The following is a 14,848-nucleotide window of genomic DNA, read 5'->3' on the forward strand; positions in this document are numbered from 1 at the left end:
CGACACGGTGGCGGCGGTGACGGCCGAGGTCTTCGCCCGGGCCGGGCTTGCGCCGGAGGTCGTTCGCGAGACCGCCGCCGGGTTCGGCCTGGCCGGCGCGGTGAAGAGCGGCAACGCCGAGGCCTTCCGCGCCGTGGCGCCGCCCTTCGCCACCCTGGCGCTCATCGGCGACAGCGAGATCGCCTGCCTCGGCGCCCATGGCGGCGGCGACGGCGCGATCCTCGTGCTCGGCACCGGCAGCCAGGGCCTGATGATCGCCGGCGGGCGGACGATGACGGTCGGCGGTTGGGGCTTTGCGCTGTCCGATGGCGGCTCGGGCGCGGTGCTCGGCCGGGCGGCGCTGCGCCGGGCCCTCGCCGCCGCCGAAGGGCTTGCGCCGGCCTCGGCCTTCACCGCTGCCCTGATGACGGCCTTCGATGATCGGCCGGACCGGATGCTGGAATTTGCACGCCACGCCGCCCCGCGCGACTGGGCGGCCCATGCCCCGGCGGTCTTCACCCATGCGGCGGCGGGCGATCCGGTCGCCGCTGCGCTCCTCGCCGAGGCGGCGGGCGACGTCGCCGCGCTGCTGGACCGGCTGGCGGCGCTTGGCGCCACGCGGATCGCCCTCGTCGGCGGCCTTGCCGGCGTCTGGCGGCCGCATCTGCCGGGCCGGGTCACGGGACTGCTGGTCGCGCCGCAGGGCGACGCCCTCGACGCGCGATCGGTCTGGCCCGCCGCGCCGCCGGCCTTGCCGGAAGGCCGGAACCGGCCTGAATTCAGTCGGGGATCTTGCGTTTCGCCCAGGCATCCGCATCGCGGCCGCTGAGGTCGGCGAGCGACGACAGGCCCTGCCGCGCCATCAGCCGCACGAGGTCGCGGCACACCGATGTCGCGATCCCCGGGCCCTGGTAGACGAAGCCGGTGTAGAGCTGCACCAGATCCGCGCCCGCCGCGATCTTGGCAAAGGCGTCGGCGCCGGAGGAAATGCCGCCGACGCCGACGATCGGCAGGCCTGGCCCCACCATCTGGCGGATGCGGGCGAGCACGATGGTCGAGCGCTCGAACAGCGGCGCTCCCGACAGGCCGCCCGACTCGGCGGCGAGCGCCGGCGACACGCCGCGCCGCGACAGGGTGGTGTTGGAGACGACGAGGCGTCGATGCCGCTGGCCAGCGACACCTCGGCAATGTCGGCAAGGCCGGCGTCGTCCACGTCGGGCGCGATCTTCAGCAGCATCGGCACCCGCCGGCCGGCCTCGGAAATCGCCTCGTCGCGGGCGGCGATCGCCCGGGCAAGCAGGTCGCCAAGCGCGCCGCGCGCCTGCAGGTCGCGCAGGCCCGGCGTGTTGGGCGAGGAGACATTGATCGTGAAATAGGACGCGATGCCGGCAAAGGCGCGGATGCCGGTCTCGTAGTCGGCGATCCGGTCGCCGCTGTCCTTGTTGGCGCCGACGTTGACCCCGACGATGCCGCCCTTCGCCCGGCGCCGCACCAGCCGCTCCAGCGCCGGGCCGTGGCCGTCGTTGTTGAAGCCGAGCCGGTTGACCACGGCACGGGCCGCCGGGTCGCGGAAGATCCGCGGCTTCGGGTTGCCCGGCTGGGCGCGGGGCGTCAGCGTGCCGACCTCGGTGAAGCCGAAGCCGAGCCGCAGCAGGGCGTCGGGCACCTCGGCATTCTTGTCGAAGCCGGCGGCCATGCCCACCGGGTTGGGAAATTCGAGGCCGAGCAGGCGGACGACAAGCCGCGGGTCGGTCACGGGCGCGACCGGCGGGCGCATGCCGGCCTTCAGGGCCTTGAGCGTCAGGCCGTGGGCCTGCTCGCCGTCGATGAAGGGCATCAGCGCCCGCTGCAGGAGACCGTAGCCGCGAACCGTCACGCGCCCGCCTCGCCGGTCAGGGGGGACCCGAGGGGCGGAAACACGTGGCGGCCGTCGCCGCCGAGCGGCAGTGGGCGCACGTCCGTCACGGCGGAAAATGGCAGCGGCGCGTAGAGATGGGGAAACAGCGCGCCGCCGCGCGAGGGCTCGAAGGTGAGCGCCGCACCCAGCCGGGCGGGATCGACCGTCACCAGCAGCAGGTCGTTGCGGCCGGAAAAGTGTTTCGCGGCCGTCTCCTCGACCTGCGCGGCGGTGGAGAAGTGGATGTAGCCGTCGGCAAGGTCCACCGGCGCGCCGTCGAAGCGTCCGGCAGCCTCTGCCTGCGCCCAGAGAGCGCGGTCGACGATCTTGAAGATGCTGTCCATCGTCCCGATCCCTCGCCGTTCCGGTCTTGCCCTGTCGGGGCTTGTGTCACGCGCCGGCTGATGGATGCGCTGCCCATCGCATCCGCTCGTCCGGGACGGCTCACGCTCTAGCCCGCGACCATGGCGGGCGCAAGGCGGCCGTTGCGGATCTGCGCGGATCGGGGCCGGATCATTGCGCACTGGACAGGAAAGAAAACCCCGGCTATGTCTGGAAACGGATTATATTCCTCGCTCCTGCCGTGAACCCGGCGACCCGTCCAGCAGGACCGGTCGCGCCGCCGGTTCCCGCCTGATGGGCAGGGAGGCCTGCGCTCGCGCGGGCAAGCATGTGCGCGCGGGACCTCAGGGGAGGACCTCGGGCAGGGGCGCGCGGGCGAGAACTTGCGAACCGGGCCGGGCCCGCGTCCGGACACGTGGTCCGGAGGCGCCTCAAGGTCGGGGAGACATGACGATGCTGTCCCATGACCAGATCTGGTCCGCGGTCGATGCGCTGGCCGCCCGCTTCGGGCTGAGCCCGTCGGCGCTCGCCCGCAAGGCGGGGCTCGACCCCACCACTTTCAACAAGTCGAAGCGCTTTGCCGGGGACGGCCGGCCGCGCTGGCCCTCCACCGAGTCGCTCGCCAAGGTGCTGGAGGCGACCGCGCCGGGCTCGACGAATTCTATGCGCTGCTGGTCGGCGAGCGGAAAAGCGGCGACCTGCTGCCCCCGCAGCAGAGCTCCGTGCCGCTGATCGGCCTTGCCCAGGCGGGTGCCGGCGGCTTCTTCGACGGCGGGGGCCTGCCGGTCGGCAACGACTGGGACGCGGTGTCCTTCCCCGGCGAGCAGGGCGAGGCGGTCTATGCGCTGGAGGTCGCGGGCGATTCCATGAGCCCGCTCTACCGCGACGGCGACATGATCATCGTCTCGCCGAGCGCGCAGCTGCGCCGCGGCGACAAGGTGGTGGTGCGCACCCGCGGCGGCGAGATGATGGCGAAGGTGCTGGCCCGGCGCAGCGCCCGCACCATCGAGCTCGCCTCGTTCAACCCGGCCCATCCCGAACGGGTGCTGGCGGTGGAGGAGGTCGAGTGGATCGCCCGCATCCTGTGGGCGAGCCAGTAGTGGCCGATCTGCCGCCGCGGTTTGCCGCGTGGTTCGCGGCGCGCAGCTGGAGCCTCCGGCCGCATCAGCAGGCGCTGCTGGACACGGCGGCGGCCGGTCGCTCGGCGCTGCTGATCGCCCCCACCGGCGCCGGCAAGACGCTGGCCGGCTTCCTGCCGAGCCTCGTGGAGCTGGCCGCCCGCGGCAAGCCGAAGCCGGGCACAGCCAGACGCGGGGTGCACACGCTCTACATCTCGCCCCTGAAGGCGCTGGCGGTGGACATCGCCCGCAATCTCGAGGCCCCCGTCGCCGAGATGGGCCTGCCCGTCACGGTCGAGACCCGCACCGGCGATACCCCGGCCCACAAGCGCCAGCGCCAGCGGCTGAACCCGCCGGACATCCTGCTGACGACCCCCGAACAGCTCGCCCTGCTGGTGGCCAGCAGCGACGCGGAGCGCATCTTCGACGGCCTTGCCGCCGTCGTGCTCGACGAACTCCATGCGCTGGTCACCTCCAAGCGCGGCGATCTCCTCGCCCTCGGCCTTGCCCGGCTGCGGGCGCTGGCGCCGGCCGCCCGCTTCACCGGCCTCTCGGCGACGGTGGCCGATCCGGACCAGCTGCGCGGCTGGCTGATGCCGCAGAAGGTCGGGGGCGGCGATTGCAGTGAAGCGGCGGACGCCGAGGGCAACGGTCGCCTGGCCGACCTTGTCACCGTGCCGGGCGGCGCAAGCCCGGACATCACCATCCTCGCGTCGAGGCGCGGGTGCCCTGGGCCGGCCATTCGGCGAGCTATGCCATGCCGGCGGTGCTGGCGGCGATCGCCCGCCACCGCATGACCATCGTCTTCGTCAACACCCGCAGCCAGGCGGAGCGGATCTTCTCGGAACTCTGGCGGATCAACGAGGCGACGCTGCCGATCGCGCTCCACCACGGCTCGCTCGACGCCGGCCAGCGCCGCAAGGTCGAGGCGGCGATGAGCGCGGGGGCCCTGCGCGCCGTGGTCGCCACCTCGACGCTGGATCTCGGCCTCGACTGGGGCGACGTCGATCTGGTGATCCATGTCGCGCGCCGAAGGGGGCGAGCCGCCTTGCCCAGCGCATCGGCCGCTCCAACCACCGCATGGACGAGCCGAGCCGGGCGATCCTGGTGCCGGCCAACCGCTTCGAGGTGATGGAATGCCGCGCGGCGCTGGAAGCCAATGCAAGCGGCGCGCAGGACACCCCGCCGATCCGCGACGGCGCGCTCGACGTGCTGGCCCAGCATGTGCTCGGCCGCGCCGTCGCCGGGCCCTTCCATGCGGACGATCTCTATGCCGAGGTGCGCTCGGCCTATCCCTATCGCCGGCTCGATCGCGAGACCTTCGACCGCACGGTCGGCTTCGTGGCCAACGGCGGCTATGCACTCGCCGCCTACGAGCGCTACGCCAAGATCCGGCGGGTGCAGGACGGCAGCTTCCGCCTCACCCATCCGCGCTTTGCCCAGCAATACCGGCTGAATGTCGGCACCATCATCGAGGAGCCGCTGCTGAAGGTCCGCCTCGGCGCACCCGCGGCAAGGCCGGCGCCCCGCTGCGCGGCGGGCGGGTGCTCGGCGAGGTGGAGGAATATTTCGCCGAACAGCTCACCCCTGGTGACACCTTCCTCTTTGCCGGCGAGGTGCTGCGCTTCGAGGGCATCCGCGAGAACCAGATCCTCGTCACCCGCGCCCGCGACGAGGCGCCGAAGATCCCCGCCTATGCCGGCGGCCGGTTTCCGCTCTCCACCTATCTCGCCGAAGGGGTGCGGGCGCTGCTGGCCGATCCGGAGGCGAGCGGGCTGCCGGCGCAGGTGCGCGCGTGGCTGGCGATCCAGCGCCTCGTCTCGGTGCTGCCGGCCCGCGATGAACTGCTGGTGGAGACCTTTCCGCGCGGCGACCGCTTCCACATGGTCGCCTATCCCTTCGAGGGCCGGCTCGCCCACCAGACCCTCGGCATGCTGCTGACCCGGCGGCTGGAGCGGGCGAAACTCAGGCCCATGGGCTTCGTCGCCACCGACTACTGCGTCGCGGTCTGGGGCCTCGGCGACATCGGCCAGGCCTTTGCCCGCAATGCGCCGTCGGTCGGCGACCTGTTCGACGCCGACATGCTCGGCGACGATCTCGAAGCCTGGATCGACGAGACGTGGATGCTGAAGCGCAGCTTTCGCGCCTGTGCGCTGATCGCCGGCCTTGTCGAGCGCCGCCATCCGGGCGCGGAAAAATCCGGCCGGCAGGTGACCGTCTCCACCGACCTCGTCTACGACGTGCTGCGCAGCCACGAACCCGACCACATCCTGCTGCGCGCCACCCGCGCCGACGCGGCGAGCGGCCTGCTGGATCTGAGGCGCCTGTCGGACATGCTCTCCCGCATTTCCGGGCGAATCGTGCATAAGAGGCTGGACCGGATCTCGCCGCTGGCGGTGCCGATCATGCTGGAGGTCGGCCGCGAGCCGGTCTCCGGCGAGGCGGCCGACGACATTCTCGCCGAGGCGGCGGACGCGCTGGTGGAAGAGGCGATGGGCGGGGCGGCGATGGCCGGGGAGACGATGCGTGGAGCCGGCTGAGGACAGGCGCGCACTTGAAGACGGGCGCGCGGAGGAGGACGGCATGGCCGGGGCGCTGCGCTGCGCGGCCCTGCGCTTTCAGGGGGCACGGCTGGCGCTCGATCCGGCCGGGGCGCTGGTCTGGCCGGACGAGCGGCTGCTGGTGGTCGCCGACCTTCACTTCGAGAAGGGCTCGGCGGCGGCCGTGCGCGGCCTGTTCCTGCCGCCCTACGACACCGGCCTCACCCTCGGCATCCTGGAGGCCTTGCTCGCCCGCCACCGGCCCGAGCGGGTGATCGCCCTTGGCGACAGCTTTCACGATCGCGGCGCCGATGCCCGCCTGTCCGCCGCCGACCGCGCGCGCATCCGGGCGCTGACGGCGGCGACCGACTGGACCTGGGTCGCCGGCAACCACGACCCCGACCCCGCCGCGCGACGCGGCGGCCGGGCGGCCGAGGAGATCGCGGTCGGCCCGCTGCTGTTCCGCCACGCGCCGGCCGCTGGCGGCGAGGCCGGCGAGGTCGCCGGCCACCTGCACCCCGCCGCCCGCGTGGTGGTGCGCGGCCGCTCCCTGCGCCGCCGCGCATTCGCCTGCGACGGCCGCCGCCTGATCCTGCCCGCCATCGGCGCCTTCACCGGCGGCCTCAACGTGCTGGACCCCGCCTTCCGCGCCCTGTTCCCCGGCCGCGCGTTTCACGCCTGGATGCTGGGCGAGACCCGGGTGCACCCGGTGCGGGCGGGGGATCTGAGAGGCGGGTAGGGGGCTTGGCAGGGGTGGCAGTCCCTATCCGATGTCACAACAGCCGTCCCCGGCCTCGTCCTTCGAGACGGCCCTTGCGAGCCTCCTCAGGATGAGCCTCAACAATTTCAGCGATCTGGACGCAGCGCTGCCCTTTTCCCTCACCCTGAGGCTGCTCTTTCCCCTCACCCTGAGGACGTCGCGAAGCGACGGTCTCGAAGGGCGAGGGGAAAGCCACCGGGGCGGCAAACGGGGGCCGTCGGGATTACCCGCAGCCTCTCCACCGTCATTGCCGGGCTCGACCCGGCAACCCAATGGCCTATCCGCAGCCAGCGATCGACCGAGTTGTTTCAGCGCGTATTTCCATCGCGACACTTCGTATGCCGCACGGCCATTGGGTCGCGGGTCAAGCCCGGCGAAGACGGAAGTGAGGATGACATTCTTAAAGACCGCCGTCCTTGCCGAACCGGACAGCCGTGGTCGAGCCCGACGATGGCGTAAGGTGAGGTGGAGCAGAAAGGGAGGTGAACGGCCTCCCTTCCCCTCGGCGCTGCGCGCCGAGGCCGGGAATGACAACCCGAGAGGCAAAAACCTGCGCCCTCGGCCCCTATCCCGCCCTCACCCCGCGATGCGCGAAAAATCCGCCACGGTGTGGCAGGCGGCGCGGATGCGGGCAAGGAGGGCGAGGCGGTTGAGGCGGATGGCCGGATCGTCGGCGTTGACCAGCACCTGATCGAAGAAGGCGTCGATCGCCGGGCGGGTCTCGGCGAGGGTGGCCATGGCGCCGGCAAAGTCCTCGCGCGCCACATGGGCGACGGCGTGGCCGATGGCGGCGTCGAGCACGGCGGCAAGGACCTTCTCGGCGTTTTCGCCGGTCTCGTCCAGCAGATGCCGGTCGGGCACGGCGCTCTCGTAGGAGCGGCCGTCCTTCTTCTCCTCGGCCTTCAGGATGTTGGCGGCGCGGCGATAGCCGGCCAGCAGGCTGCGGCCGTCCTCGCTGCCGAGGAAGGCGCCGAGCGCCTCGACCCGGCGGGTGACCAGCAAGAGGTCGCCCGCGCCCGCGCCATCTCCGTCTCTGGCATCCGCCAGCACGGCATCGACCAGATCATGCCGCGCGCCCTGCTCGCGCAGCTGGACTTTCAGGCGGTCATGGAAGAAGGCGAGGAGGTCGGCCGCGACATCGGCGGGCAGCGTCGCTGCGGTGGCGATGGCGCCCGCAAAACGGATTCGCAGCCCGTTCTCCAGCACGATCCGGATCACGCCCAGCGCCGCGCGGCGGAGCGCATAGGGATCCTTGGAGCCGGTCGGCTTCTCGTCGATCGCCCAGAAGCCGGTGAGCGTGTCGAGCTTGTCGGCGAGCGCGACCGCGATCGAGACCGGCGCGGCGGGCACGCGGTCGCCGGGGCCCTGCGGCTTGTAATGTTCCTCGATCGCGGCGGCGACCGCCGGATCCTCGCCGTGGGCGGCGGCATAGTAGCGGCCCATCAGGCCCTGCAGTTCCGGAAACTCGCCGACCATGCCGGTGACGAGGTCGGCCTTGGCGAGCCGGGCCGCGCGGGCGGCCAGCGCCGGATCGGCGCCGACCAGCGGCGCGATCTCGGTGGCAAGCGCGGCGATGCGCTCGACCCGCGCGCTCTGGGTGCCAAGCTTCTCGTGGAAGGTGATCTTGTCGAGCTTGGGCAGGCGCTCGTCCAGCGTCACCGCCAGATCCTGCTCGTAGAAGAATTTCGCGTCCGACAGCCGGGCGCGGATCACCCGCTCGTTGCCGGCGACGATGGTGCGGCCGCCGTCGCTTGCCGCGATGTTGGAGACCAGCAGGAAGCGGTTGGCGAGCTTGCCCGTGGCCGGGTCCCTCAGCACGAAACACTTCTGGTTGGCGCGGATCGTCGCCCGGATCACCTCGGGCGGAATGGCGAGGAAGCTCTCCTCGAAACGGCCCATCAGCACCACCGGCCATTCGACGAGGCCGGCCACCTCATCCAGGAGGTCGTCGTCCTCGACGAGTTCGAGGCCGCTGGCAAAGGCAAGGTCGCGGGCGTCGTGCAGGATCACGTCGCGGCGGCGCGCCGGATCGAGGATCACCTTCGCCTTCTCGAGACTGGACACATAGTCCTCGAAGCGGCGGACGGTGAAGGCGTCCGGCGCGAGGAAGCGATGGCCGCGGGTGGTGTTGCCCGAGCGGATGCCGTCCACCTCGAAGGCCACCACCTCGGGCTCCTCGGTCTCCGGACCGAAGGTGCAGAGGATCGTGTGCAGCGGCCGGATCCAGCGCAGCGCGCCGGAGCCCCAGCGCATGGATTTCGGCCAGGGGAAGGTCCGCACCACGGCCGGGATCACCTCGGCGATGATCTCCTCGGCCGGGCGGCCGGGGCGGCTGATGTCGGCAACATAGAAGTCGCCCTTCTTCGGATCGGAGACGATCCGCGCTTCGGCGACCGAGGACAGGCCCGCGCCGCGCAAGAATCCTTCGAGTGCTTTTTCCGGGGAACCAACCCGGGGGCCTTTGCGTTCCTCGCTCTGATCCGGCGAGCGGGAGGTGAGGCCATGAACCGTGAGGGCGAGACGACGCGGCGTCGCGAAGGCCTTCGCGCCTTCATAGGTCAGGCCCGCCTCCACCAGCGCGCCGGTGACGAGGCTTCTCAGGTCGTCGGCGGCCCGGCCCTGCATGCGGGCGGGAATCTCTTCGGAAAAGAGTTCGACGAGAAGATCGGGCATGGACGGCAAGGCTCCGGACTGGCGAAGGAGGTGCCGCGGGAGGACGCCACACTGGCGCCAGCGTCCGCGATGCACCGAAAACCGGCCTTGGTGATTAGTCGTTTCCGCGAGGAATGTCACCCGTCGCCGGCCGGGAATCTCCCCGGCGAGGCGACGGCGGATGTGTCGTGGTCCAGAGCGGAGCCGCGATCGCAGGACCGGCTCGACAGACTCGTGTCATCATATGAATTTCGGTATAGTTCTCCTTTCTTGCGTCTTTCAGATGCAATAAAGCCGTGATAAAGTGTCGCAGTCTCGTAGTGATATGATCAAAATCAAGAAGAGTGCCGCTGACGGGACGATCGGAAGCCGGCAAACGACAAAGACTGGCAAAGCAAGGAGGAAGCGCGATGGGAAAGCTTCAGGAACGCGTAAGGCATGCGGCGACGGGCAATCGTGCGAACGAGCGCTACTGCGAGATCGAGCGCACCTGTGGCAGCCGCGACCATCTGGTCGCCACCCTGCAGCGCCGCTACGGCGTCGACGCGCGGCATGCGGAGGCCTGGGTCGAAGCCTGGGCGGATGCGATCGACGACCGCGGCCAGGGCCGACAGATGGCCCGTCACTGACGGGCGTTTGGCTGCGGGTTGCCGTTGGATGATGACAGGTTGAGGGAAACAGGGCAGCCGCCAGAGACGCCGGCTGCCCGTTTGTCTTTTGGGACGACGCGTTGAGAGACGGGAGCCGGGGAAGATCTCCTGCGCTCTGCAGGCGCGGCAGTCCGGGGAGGATCAGAACCTCTCGTCCGTCAGTGCCGGGCGACCGATCTGCCAGATGGCAACGGGCCGATGCACCCGGCCTCGTCCTTCGAGACGGCCTGTTCCAGGCCTCCTCAGGATGAGCCTCGAAAAATCCTCGTTTGATCTCAGGCGGTTGCCCTTTCCCTCATCCTGAGGAAGCCGCGAAGCGGCTGTCTCGAAGGGCGAGGGAAAGCCCCGGCGTCGGCAGGCCACGGCTTGTGGCCTCGCCGCCAGCGCCTCTCCAGATACCGCCTTCCTCAGGCCGCCCCGCCGTCTGCCGTCTGGACCCAGGCCTCGCCGCAGGCTTTCGCCAGTTCGCGCACCTTCAGGATGTAGCTCTGGCGCTCGGTGACCGAGATCACGCCGCGGGCGTCGAGAAGATTGAAGCGGTGGCTCGCCTTGATGCACTGGTCGTAGGCCGGCAGCACGCACTTGTGGCGCGCGTCCTCGCCCGCCGCGGCGGCGCCCTGCGCCAGCAGCGACTTGCATTCCGCCTCGGCATCCTCGAAATGCCGCTTCAGCATTTCCGTGTCGGCATATTCGAAATTGTGCCGGGAATACTCTTCCTCGGCCTGATGGAAGACGTCGCCGTAGGTAACCTTCTCGTCGCCCTCGCGGCCGTTGAAATTCAGCTCGTAGCCGTTGTCGACGCCCTGCAGATACATGGCGAGGCGTTCGAGGCCGTAGGTGAGCTCGCCGGACACCGGATTGCATTCCTGGCCCGCCACCTGCTGGAAATAGGTGAACTGCGAGACCTCCATGCCGTCGCACCAGCACTCCCAGCCAAGGCCCCAGGCCCCCAGCGTCGGGCTCTGCCAGTCGTCCTCGACGAAGCGGATGTCGTGGACCAGCGGGTCGATGCCGATCGCGGTCAGGCTGTCGAGATAGAGCTGCTGCAGGTTGGCCGGCGAGGGCTTCAGGATCACCTGGAACTGGTAGTAGTGCTGGAAGCGGTTCGGGTTCTCGCCGTAGCGCCCGTCGGTCGGCCGGCGCGAGGGCTGCACATAGGCGGCGTTCCAGCGCTTGGGCCCGAGCGAGCGCAGCGTCGTCGCCGGATGGAAGGTGCCGGCGCCGACCTCCATGTCATAGGGCTGGAGCACCACGCAGCCCTGCGCCGCCCAGAACTGCTGCAGCGTCAGGATCAGGCCCTGGAACGAGCGGCGCGGGTCGAGCGGGTTGGCGGGGGCGATGGCGGACATGGCGGGTGTTCCGAAAGAAGGCGCGCGGCAGCGCGCAGGGGCCGGTGCGTGCCGAAGGTCTAGGGGCGCGGCCGGGCGCGGTCAAGCCGGCTGGACCGCCGGCAACGGCCGGAATCAATCCCTGCGGAAGATGATCCCCGCCAGCCAGCCGGTGAAGGTCGCCATCAGCACCGTGGCCAGACCGTAGAGATAGCCGTGCTGGCGGGCGAACTGGGTGGCGAGCTGCTCGAAGCCGACCTTGGCCACCTCGATCCGCTGGCCGGCATCGGCCAGCTTCACCCCGTCGCGGAACAGGTGGATGGTCGCGTCATAGCTGCCGATCGGCACGTTGGCCGGCAGCACCAGCGACGCCTTGAACAGGGTCGGCGTCAGGAAGGTTACCGCGTCGTCGATTTCCGCGTAGCGCCCCTGCGCCTGCATCAGCCGCAGGAAGGCCTTCTCGAAGGCGGAGCGGAACGGCCGGGTCGGCCCGGCCTCGCGGCGCAGCGGCACCATGTCGAAGCCGATGCCGAGCGGTGCGCGCACCCCGTCGCCGGCGATCGCCTCGGGCGGGGCACTGGCCAGCACGGCGTAGAAGGCGGGCACCAGGTCGTAGCTTTCCGAGGCGCGGTTGATCCAGAGACCCAGCGTGCGCTGCTTCTCGCGGGTCACGACGTTGGCCGGCGGCCCCTTCACCTCGATGACGATCTCGTAGTCCGCCGGCCGCGACACGCTCTGGGCGTCGCGCTCGATCGAGCCGAAGAACACGATTTCCGAGCCGGTGAAGTTGGACGAGATCGAGACGAGTTCGCTGGAAAGCGTCGTCACCAGCTGCTCGGCGCGGGCGGGCAGGAACGTGACGCCGCCCGCCAGGGCGAGCGCCGCGGCGAGCGCGCCGATCTTCGCGAGGGAGGCGCGCGCGATCACAGCCCCTCTCCGCTCATGGTGGTGACGGAAAAGGCCTCGCCCGGCGTCAGCACCAGATTGACCGCAAAGCGGATGCCCACCATCAGCACCAAAAGGCCGAGCAGGGCGCGCAGCGTCTCGCCGCGCAGGCGCTGGCCCACCTGCGCCCCGAACTGGGCGCCGATCACGCCGCCGACCATCAGCGCGAGACCGAGGATGGCATCCACCGTATGGTTGGTGCCAGCCTGCATGACCGTGGCGAAGGCCATGGTGCCGAAGGTCTGCATCAGCGTGGTGCCGACGACGATGCTGGTCGGCACGCGCAGGAGGTAGATCAGCGCCGGCACCATGATGAAGCCGCCGCCGATGCCGAGCAGGGCGCCGAGAAAGCCGATGGCGATGCCGAGGCCGACCACCGGGATCGCCGAAACGTAAAGCCGCGAGCGGCGAAATCGCACCTTCAGCGGCAGGCCGTGGATCCAGTTGTGCTGGCCGGGCCGGCGCGCCGGGGCGGGCTGTCCGCGCCGCGACCGCACCATCGCCGCCACGGACTCGGCCAGCATCAGCCCGCCGATCGTACCGAGAAACACCACGTAGCAGAGCGCCAGCACCAGATCGAGCTGGCCGAGCGAGCGCAGCAGCGAGAACAGCCACACGCCGCCGGCCGAGCCGACGATGCCCGACGCCAGCAGGAAGCCGCCGAGCTTGAAGTCGACCAGCTTCTTGCGGACGTAGACAAAGGTGCCGGAGGCCGAGGAGGCGACGATCTGGCTGGAGACGGTGGCGACCGCCACCGCCGAGGGAATGCCGGAGAAGATCAGCAGCGGGGTCAGCAGGAAGCCGCCGCCGACGCCGAACAGGCCCGAGATGAAGCCGACCGCCCCGCCCATCGCCGTGAGCAGGAAGATGTTCATCGAAAGCTCGGCGATCGGCAGATAGATGTCCAAGACCCGCCTCCGCCCGGAAAGCCCCCGTTCCGATCAGTCCTGTCCCGATCCGCAGCCGTCCCGTCGCCGGAGCGACGGGCGTCGCGGACCCCGGCTTCCGCACCCCAACCTGACGAGGGTTACGGGCGGCCGGCGGGTCCGTCAATCCACGCGGGCCATCCCGGGGACCGCGTGGATCGTCCGCGTCGTCAGATCGACCGTTCGCCGAGCGCCTGGACCAGCGCCGCATCGACCTCGCCGGTCGGCGTCAGGCCGCGCTGGCGCTGGAAGGCGATGATGGCGTCGCGGGTGCGCTTGCCCATCATGCCGTCGGCCGGGCCGGGATCGAAGCCCTGCCGGGCGAGAAGCGCCTGCGCCTGCTGCACCAGATCGCCGGACGGCACGCTCGCGACCGTCGGCTTGGGCATTTCCAGCCAGGCCGGATCGTCGATCTCGACCTCGTTGGAGGCGGGATCGAGCGGCCTGGCCGTCCAGGTTTCGACCGCGAGCCGGGCCCGCGCCAGCGCGTCCTCGCTCAGCGAGCGGGCGACGTCGTCGCGCTTCTTGACCGCCTCGGTGTCGCCGGCGTTGGCGGCGAGGGCAAACCACTTGTAGGAGGAGGCAAGATCCGGGGGCACGCCGAAGCCGCGGGCATAGAGGATGCCGAGATTGTACTGGCTGTCGCGGATGCCGAGTTCGGCCGCCTTGACGAACCAGCCGGCGGCGGCCGCGTAGTCCGGATTGCCGAGGCTGCCGTCGGTCATCAGCACGGCGAGATTGTGCATCGCCTTGGCGTTGCCGGCCTCGGCGGCGCGGGTGTACCAGTCGGAGGCGGCGCGGAAGTCCCGGGGCAGGCCCGAGCCGTTCTCGTAGAGGCTGCCGAGGCGATACTGCGCGACGGCAAGACCGCTGTCGGCCGCGCGGCCGTACCATTCGGCGGCGGCCTTGAGGTCCTGGGTGGTGCCGCGTCCTTCGACGAAGCGGGCGGCCACCTCGAACTGCGCGCGCGGATCGCCCTTGGCAGCCGCCTCGCGCAGCGCCATCGAGCCGATGCCTTCCGGCGGCAGCGGCGCGGCGACGCCGGCGGCGATCGCCGGTCCGGCCTCCGCCGTGGCACCGGCCGGAGGCGTTGCCTCCGCATCGGGACCGGATGCCAGTCCTTCCGCCGTCAGACCTTCGGCAGGAGGCGCGCTGAACTGGTTGGCGGGAAGCTGGCGCGACACGTCGCCGAAGGCCGGCGGCTGGCTGGCGGGGGCGTCGAGGGCCTGTTCGGTCGTCGGCACGGCGGCGGGCGCGCCGGCTGCGCGGTCGTCAGAGGGGACTGCGCTGGCCGCGCCGTCGTCTGCCGTGTCCGTTTCGCTCGGCGCCGCCACGGGCGGCTCGACCGTCATGGCGACGTCGGCATCGGCGCCGGACGCATCCGTGTCCGGCGCCTCCGCGACATCGGCGCCAGCGGTTGCATCCGGCTGCGACACGGACCCGGCCGGCATCTCGCTCACGACCGGCGGCCGCTCGGCCGGGGCCAGCGTCCAGCCGACGATGCGCACCGCGCCCAGCGTCAGCACCAGCGCGGCCGCGGCCAGGAGGAGGTGACGCTTGTGGGTGCGGATCAGGCCACCGAGACCGCTGGCGGTGAAGTCCTCGGCGGCGGCCGCCCGCTCGGGGCTGCGCTCCGGCTCGGCCCGGGTCTGCTGCTCGCTCGCCGCCTGCTGGGCCGCGCGCCGGGCGGCGGCAATGTAGTCGGTCCTGG

At 71.0% G+C, this 14,848-nt stretch carries 9 protein-coding genes and 3 pseudogenes; 5 read left to right on the plus strand and 7 right to left on the minus strand.

The features are described from left to right. A partial coding sequence (locus tag A6302_RS16060; RefSeq protein ID WP_069307892.1) for a glucosamine kinase nucleotide-binding domain-containing protein occupies positions 1 to 808 on the plus strand: 808 nt, incomplete at its 5' end. Here A6302_RS16060 and A6302_RS16065 read toward each other — a convergent pair. Both A6302_RS16065 and A6302_RS16070 read right to left on the minus strand, forming a co-directional pair. Then, a pseudogene (locus A6302_RS16065) lies at positions 759 to 1,816 on the minus strand (quinone-dependent dihydroorotate dehydrogenase). The gene A6302_RS16060 and the pseudogene A6302_RS16065 overlap by 50 nt on opposite strands. Before the next feature lie 35 nt (positions 1,817 to 1,851). Continuing rightward, complete coding sequence (locus tag A6302_RS16070) at positions 1,852 to 2,220, minus strand: DUF952 domain-containing protein (protein WP_069307893.1); 369 nt, start codon at positions 2,218 to 2,220, stop codon at positions 1,852 to 1,854. 451 nt (positions 2,221 to 2,671) lie between these two features. Between A6302_RS16070 and A6302_RS16075 the strand changes: the two are divergent. The 3 genes and pseudogenes from A6302_RS16075 to pdeM all read left to right on the plus strand — a co-directional run bounded on the left by A6302_RS16075 (position 2,672) and on the right by pdeM (position 6,615). Then, positions 2,672 to 3,318 (plus strand): annotated as a pseudogene (locus A6302_RS16075) (S24 family peptidase). Next, a pseudogene (locus A6302_RS16080) lies at positions 3,285 to 5,876 on the plus strand (ligase-associated DNA damage response DEXH box helicase). Before A6302_RS16075 ends, A6302_RS16080 begins: the two co-directional pseudogenes overlap by 34 nt. 43 nt (positions 5,877 to 5,919) lie before the next feature. Beyond that, positions 5,920 to 6,615, plus strand: a complete 696-nt coding sequence (gene pdeM, locus A6302_RS16085) for a ligase-associated DNA damage response endonuclease PdeM (RefSeq protein WP_069307894.1) — start codon at positions 5,920 to 5,922, stop codon at positions 6,613 to 6,615. A gap of 597 nt (positions 6,616 to 7,212) precedes the next feature. Here the strand turns inward: pdeM and glyS are convergent. Continuing rightward, positions 7,213 to 9,309 (minus strand): glycine--tRNA ligase subunit beta, encoded by a 2,097-nt coding sequence (glyS, locus tag A6302_RS16090; RefSeq protein WP_069307895.1) that lies wholly within the window; start codon positions 9,307 to 9,309, stop codon positions 7,213 to 7,215. A 389-nt stretch (positions 9,310 to 9,698) separates the two neighbouring features. Between glyS and A6302_RS16095 the strand changes: the two genes are divergently transcribed. Continuing rightward, on the plus strand, positions 9,699 to 9,917 hold the full coding sequence (locus A6302_RS16095; RefSeq protein WP_069307896.1) for a hypothetical protein: 219 nt from the start codon (positions 9,699 to 9,701) through the stop codon (positions 9,915 to 9,917). A 428-nt stretch (positions 9,918 to 10,345) separates the two neighbouring features. Here the strand turns inward: A6302_RS16095 and A6302_RS16100 are convergent, their stop codons facing one another. The 4 genes from A6302_RS16100 to A6302_RS16115 form a co-directional block, all read right to left on the minus strand. Next, positions 10,346 to 11,287 (minus strand): glycine--tRNA ligase subunit alpha, encoded by a 942-nt coding sequence (locus A6302_RS16100; RefSeq protein ID WP_069307897.1) that lies wholly within the window; start codon positions 11,285 to 11,287, stop codon positions 10,346 to 10,348. Positions 11,288 to 11,401: 114 nt separating this feature from the next. Next, positions 11,402 to 12,193, minus strand: a complete 792-nt coding sequence (locus A6302_RS16105; RefSeq protein ID WP_069307898.1) for a TIGR02186 family protein — start codon at positions 12,191 to 12,193, stop codon at positions 11,402 to 11,404. Further along, positions 12,190 to 13,119, minus strand: a complete 930-nt coding sequence (locus A6302_RS16110) for a sulfite exporter TauE/SafE family protein (protein ID WP_069307899.1) — start codon at positions 13,117 to 13,119, stop codon at positions 12,190 to 12,192. The genes A6302_RS16105 and A6302_RS16110 overlap by 4 nt, the downstream gene beginning before the upstream one ends. 188 nt (positions 13,120 to 13,307) lie before the next feature. Continuing rightward, a partial coding sequence (locus tag A6302_RS16115) for an SEL1-like repeat protein (RefSeq protein ID WP_210183357.1) occupies positions 13,308 to 14,848 on the minus strand: 1,541 nt, incomplete at its 5' end.

Origin of the sequence: Methylobrevis pamukkalensis (assembly GCF_001720135.1) — a bacterium.
Lineage (GTDB): Bacteria > Pseudomonadota > Alphaproteobacteria > Rhizobiales > Pleomorphomonadaceae > Methylobrevis > Methylobrevis pamukkalensis.